The organism is Spiribacter salilacus, assembly GCF_009649225.1.
GTDB lineage: Bacteria > Pseudomonadota > Gammaproteobacteria > Nitrococcales > Nitrococcaceae > Spiribacter > Spiribacter salilacus.
Genome location: NZ_WJPP01000002.1, coordinates 228,678 through 233,317 on the forward strand (window position 1 = coordinate 228,678; position 4,640 = coordinate 233,317).

At 53.6% G+C, this 4,640-nt stretch carries 6 protein-coding genes; 2 read left to right on the forward strand and 4 right to left on the reverse strand.

All coding sequences use genetic code 11. The annotated features are described in order from the left end of the window. Positions 1-14 precede the first annotated feature (14 nt). Together phnL and GH984_RS04340 are read left to right on the forward strand one after the other, a co-directional pair. A complete protein-coding gene (gene phnL / locus GH984_RS04335) occupies positions 15-692 on the forward strand; it encodes a phosphonate C-P lyase system protein PhnL (RefSeq protein ID WP_216643620.1) in 678 nt (225 codons plus the stop codon). Then, positions 689-1,834 carry an alpha-D-ribose 1-methylphosphonate 5-triphosphate diphosphatase gene (locus tag GH984_RS04340; RefSeq protein WP_153718975.1) on the forward strand — a complete coding sequence of 382 codons (1,146 nt, stop codon included), beginning with the start codon at positions 689-691 and terminating at the stop codon, positions 1,832-1,834. The genes phnL and GH984_RS04340 overlap by 4 nt, the downstream gene beginning before the upstream one ends. Positions 1,835-2,041: 207 nt before the next feature. On the opposite strand, the gene GH984_RS04345 is transcribed toward GH984_RS04340, so the two are convergent. The 4 genes from GH984_RS04345 to GH984_RS04360 are packed head-to-tail and all read right to left on the reverse strand — an operon-like array spanning position 2,042 to position 4,598. Then, the gene (locus GH984_RS04345; protein WP_153718976.1) at positions 2,042-2,458 is read right to left on the reverse strand and encodes an ExbD/TolR family protein; all 417 of its coding nucleotides are present in this window, start codon (positions 2,456-2,458) and stop codon (positions 2,042-2,044) included. After that, positions 2,455-3,114, reverse strand: a complete 660-nt coding sequence (locus GH984_RS04350) for a MotA/TolQ/ExbB proton channel family protein (RefSeq protein ID WP_172973166.1) — start codon at positions 3,112-3,114, stop codon at positions 2,455-2,457. Before GH984_RS04350 ends, GH984_RS04345 begins: the two co-directional genes overlap by 4 nt. An 11-nt stretch (positions 3,115-3,125) precedes the next feature. Further along, positions 3,126-3,869, reverse strand: a complete 744-nt coding sequence (locus GH984_RS04355; RefSeq protein ID WP_153718978.1) for an energy transducer TonB — start codon at positions 3,867-3,869, stop codon at positions 3,126-3,128. A 3-nt stretch (positions 3,870-3,872) separates the two neighbouring features. Then, positions 3,873-4,598, reverse strand: a complete 726-nt coding sequence (locus GH984_RS04360) for a SapC family protein (RefSeq protein ID WP_153718979.1) — start codon at positions 4,596-4,598, stop codon at positions 3,873-3,875. Positions 4,599-4,640 lie beyond the last annotated feature (42 nt).

The following is a 4,640-nucleotide window of genomic DNA, read 5'->3' on the forward strand; positions in this document are numbered from 1 at the left end:
TACCGGAGTACTGAATGACGGCAATGCTTAAAATCTCTGGCGTTAGCAAATCCTTCACCCTGCACAACCAAGCGGGGGTGAAGATTCCGGTAATGTCAGAGGCGCATCTCAGTGTTTCCGCAGGCGAGTGCATCGCACTGGTCGGCCCCTCAGGTGCCGGCAAATCCACGTTAATGCGCATGGCCTACGGTAATTACCTGGTCGATGCTGGAGAGATCTGGGTGGGCGATGTCTGCCTCAGCTCAGCGTCGCCACGAGACATTTTAATGCTACGCCGACAAACGCTCGGCTACGTGAGTCAGTTCCTTCGTGTCGTGCCCCGTGTGCCAACAACCGAGGTTGTTGCAGAACCGCTGCTTGCCCTAGGTGTTGAGCGCGAGGTTGCTCATGAGCGCGCCATCACTCTGCTCAAAGCACTTAATATTCCACAACGCCTTTGGTCTTTATCGCCAATGACCTTCTCGGGTGGCGAGCAACAACGCGTTAACATCGCGCGCGGCTTTATCCATACCTACCCGGTGCTTTTACTGGATGAGCCAACCGCCAGCTTAGACGCCGAAAACCGCGCCGTGGTGCTGTCTTTAATTGAGCAAGCGCGCGCCCGAGGCGCCGCTATTTTGGGCATTTTCCACGATGAGGCAGCGCGTGAGCAGGTGTGTACCGGAGAAATAGACGTGAGCCAATTTTTATGAGCCAACCTGAAGTCATTTTTGCCAATGCCAAGTTGGTTATGCCAACGGAAATCATCACCGGCTCTTTATCAATTTCTAATGGCTTGATTGCCGATATCGATCAGGGCAAAAACATTCCGTCAGGCGCCATAGACTGTGAAGGCGATTGGATAATGCCCGGGTTGGTTGAGCTACATACCGACAATCTAGAACGCCATATTACCCCGCGCCCTGGCGTAGATTGGCCCCACTTACCCGCCATTTTGGCGCATGATGCTGAGCTTGCCAGTGTTGGGATTACCACCGTTTTTGATGCACTGCGCGTTGGCTCCATCTCACGCGCGCGGGATGCCTACGAACCGTATGCCCGCGGCCTAGCTAGCGAGTTACTCAGCCTGCGCGATCATGGTGGACTACGCATCAGCCATTACTTGCACCTGCGCGCAGAAATCTGCTCAGAAACGCTAACCCAAGAGCTGGCGCAGTTTTTTGATCATGATCGAGTGGGTATTGTTAGCCTGATGGATCACACCCCAGGGCAGCGGCAATTTCGCGATATCTCACAGTATCGTCGATACATGACCGGCAAGCATGGCATGAGTCATCATGAATTTGATGACTACGTCGAAAGAATGCGCGCACTAAGCCAACGTTTAGGCCCCACACACCGTCATCAGGCGGCGGTTGAGGCCCGGCGGCTTGGCGCCATCCTGGCCAGCCACGATGACACAACGAATGAGGATGTTGCGGCATCAAAAGTGGAAGGGGTGAGCATTGCTGAATTTCCCACAACGCCTGAAGCGGCGCAGGCTTGCCGCCAAGCGGGTATGGCTGTTGTCATGGGGGCGCCAAACGTCATTCGGGGTGGCTCCCACTCTGGTAATGTTGCGGCAATTGACCTGGCCAACGAAGGCCTACTCGATATTCTATCTTCTGATTACATCCCCGCCGCTTTGCTGCTTGCGGCATTCCAGTTAGGGGATAGCTGGGGCAATCTTGCACGCGCTATTGCGTTAATTAGCGAAAACCCGGCAAAGGCCGCCGGCTTAACCGATCGCGGCAGTTTAACCACAGGGAAACGGGCAGACTTGCTGCGGGTAACCTTACTCAACGGCACACCGCGCGTGCGGCACACTTGGGTCAAGGGCTTACGCTCCGCCTAAGCCTTACGTTCTTCTTCGTCTCTAAGTGCGCTGACGCTCTTAGCTGCTGTCTCACGCATCGGTGGTAAACGATTGCGCAACGACGCCCGTGAGATAAAGGGCACAGCAGACGTTTCCTCGAGTCGCGTGACGGAAGCAAAGTTTTCACGGGCATCTCGGACACTCACCTTTTTCATTAGCAAACCTCTCAAAGTGTCATCGTTGGCCTTAGCGCCCAAGCTCTGCCTCGGTCAAAAAGCCCAACTGAGCAATGCCGGCCACCTGCGCATCGACCATAAGCTTGGCAATTCGATCGTAAGTGACGCTTTTATCGGCTTCTAGCAACAAGCGCGCGTCTTCTTCTGCCGCAATTTCCTCAAAACGCACGGCAAGTCGCTCTTCTGTGATGATCTCACCATCCAACTCCGCAATTCCATTGCTGCGCAAAGTGAGCCGATAGGGGGGATTTTCTTCTGGATCAGCGGCATTATGCGCTTGGGTGTCGGGCAGATCGACCCCTAGTGTTTGGGGCATCATGAGTGGAATAGACACCAAAAACAGCACCAACAGTACAAACATCACATCAATCATCGGCGTCACATTCATGTCTGTGATTGATTGGTGGTTTGAGTCGCCATAGTTCATTGTTCAATCTCCTGCCAGCGAGGGCGATTGTGCAAGACGTAGCGCAACAGCCCCTCTGAGAAGTTCTCGAGTTGCCCAATATGTTGTCGCACGCGACGACTTGCCATATTAAAGAAAATAACCGCAGGAATGGCCGTTACGATACCGATGGCGGTGGTGATTAATGCCCCACCAATAGGAGCGGCGACTACCGTGATGTTTGCTGCACCCGTTTCGCCAATAATTACCAGCGCCTGCATAATGCCCCAAACCGTACCAAAAAGCCCTAAGAATGGGGCGGTTGAGCTAATGGTAGCCAAGGCATTGAGCCAGCTTTCTTTATGTCGCGCCACCACACCCAGCTTGCGCTGCACCTCTGCTGCCAGCAGCGTCTGCAGCTGCTCAAACGTATAAGTCGAATGCTCTGGCCCTGAGTACTCGCGACACACTTGTTTGAGCGTTTGTGCCAGATAACTGGCATCTCCGGCCTCTGAGCCATGACCTACTTCCCGAAAAGCCGACCAATCCATCGCATTGGTAAACGTATTCTCAAGTATTGAGGCGCGGCCGCGTGCAATACGCAGCTGCAACAACTTAGCTAGCCCAATGGTCCAGGTCAGTGCAGACATTGCCAACAGCGTGACCGTTGTGAGATCAAAAACTAAATCGGATGACATTTGCATACCTACTATTTCAACTCAAAAGTAATTGGAATCTCTACCCACTGCGCAACCGCAATGCCTTTATTTCGAGCCGGCTTGAACTCCCAGTCTACGACGGTGGAAGTTGCCGAATCATCGAGAATTTGATGGCCGCTGGATTGTTTAACCCGCACCTCATCTACTCCGCCTTGTGCATTCACGCGAATCCGTAGCAAAACCGTACCCGAGAGCTGATCAAAATAGGCCTCAGGCGGGTAAGGCGGTACAGGATTATCTAACCCTTCTACCGACTCGGTTGCACCGTCCATGGGCAACGAGAGCGTCTGCATCGACATATCTGGCTGCGGCCGCGGCGGCGGAATCGGCCGGGGCTGCGGCTGGGGCTGAGGTTCAGGCTGGGGCTCTGGCTCAGGCTCAGGTTCTGGTTCTGGTTCTGGTTCTGGTTCTGGTTCTGGCTCGGGCTCGGGCTCGGGCTCGGGCTCGGGCTCGGGCTCAGGCTCAGGTTCAGGTTCAGGTTCGGGTTCGGGTTCGGGTTCTGGCTCAGGCACCGGTTCGGGTTCAGGCGCCTCTTCTACCGGCGTATCGGTAGGCACAACAAGGCTTTGGCTGGCCACCAATTCAACCATTACCTCGGCGGGCTCAAAATCTGTTTGGTCCTCAATGTCTTGGCGTGAGAGCCAAAAAAAAGCGGCAAAATGCAGCGCAATTACCGCTGCACCAATACTCCCTGTCGTGCGGGCCGACAGGGATGCCAGGGGTGGCTGATTCATCGGTTAACTTTCTTCAGGGCCTTCATTCATGAGCCGAGCCAACTCAGGAAAGAGATCCATCGAAATTAAATGGGCATAAATCCAGCCCAAATAACCGGCACGGAATAGCTCATCGGCTGCCTGCGCTGTTATTTTCATCAGCGCATCTTCGTTTACACTTAAAAACTGGCCAAGCACAACAGAAGAATCATCATCGCGGGTTACCCGCGCATTCATCTCCTGAAAAAGCCCTAGCTCATCGAGCTTTTTGCCAAACGCGGCCGTTCTTAAGAAACCTTGATGGTATTCCTGCATAAACCGAGTGGCATTCTGCAAATACTCGGTTTCTTCACCCTCCTTGGTAAAAATGGCCTCCCCACCGCGTTTGCGAAGAGCAGAATTTTCCACGCAGATCAAAAACTCATCCTGATCCTCGCCCCGATTGGCCAACACAAACGGATAGCGGCGAATGTAGGCGGGAATGTACCCCGCACGCCAAGTACCGTCTTGATCAACAAACAGATTCTCGTTATCGCGCATGCCGAGCACCGCCACCGGAATAACTTGGTCTGCATTGCGGGTAAAAACAATCGGGAAATGCCGGCACGCCTTGGCAAATTCAATACCGGTTAATACCACCGAGTTAGTCTCACGGGTAAACCCGTAGTCTTTCGGGGCGTTGACCTTCATGGTTTTATGTTCTTCGCGATTTAACGCAACCGGCTCATTGTAAAACAGCAGCTCAGCCATTCTTGCTTAATCCTTTAATCACTCTAATTTAAGGGGTAGATA